Origin of the sequence: Gluconobacter sp. P1D12_c (genome assembly GCF_018812105.1) — a bacterium.
Taxonomy (GTDB): Bacteria; Pseudomonadota; Alphaproteobacteria; order Acetobacterales; family Acetobacteraceae; genus Gluconobacter; species Gluconobacter oxydans_A.
The window spans coordinates 1-634 of record NZ_JACSIQ010000151.1 but is presented as its reverse complement, the minus strand read 5'-3'; the positions used below and the strand labels follow the sequence as shown (position 1 = coordinate 634).

The 634-nt window shown below is 57.3% G+C and carries 1 pseudogene; it reads right to left on the bottom strand.

Features of this window, described 5'->3' with window-relative positions:
- Positions 1–102: 102 nt before the first annotated feature.
- Positions 103–634 (bottom strand): annotated as a pseudogene (locus KP705_RS16060) (plasmid recombination protein); the annotation flags it as partial.

The following is a 634-nucleotide window of genomic DNA, read 5'->3' as shown; positions in this document are numbered from 1 at the left end:
TTTTACCCCAAAAGGGGGGGTAATTATGCACGGCATAAACGGGCGACATCCGAGAACCGTGCAAGAGAGTATTTGCTCAGGAAGAAGGAGCGAATGGGACGGTCAGCGGCCCCGACCTCGGCTATTCTCCCGCGAGCGATTCCGGCCAATTTCTCTGGCTCGTTCCCGTTGAGCCTCAACCGCCTGATCTTGGAGTTTCTGGCGTAGCTGTTGGGCCAGTTTCACGCAGCCCTCGATAACCTTCTCCCGGTATTGGGTCGGAATATCCCTCAGAGCCTTCACAAGAGGCTCCAGACGGCTCTGAAGCTGTTTCAGGCTCTCTCTGTCTTCCTTGGCCCGTTTGGTCGCTGTGCGGGCAACTGTGGCGCTCTGAACGGCAGGTTCATAATGCTGCTGAACGGTCTGACTGATGCGTTTTGCCACCTGCTCAGGGTCTTCCACAACACGGGTAAAAATCCCCTTCTTGAGCACCTGCGGTTCTAGGTCAGCAGGGGTCAGGTTTTTGTGCTCGGGTGCGTCCCGTTCTAGCGCCCCGTAGTAGGTTTTCAGCTTGGTGTGGGTGGCCTTGCTTCCTTCGATGCCGCGTTCCAGTCCGACAGGGCGTCCCACAACTCGCGCAAAGTCGGTCTGCATC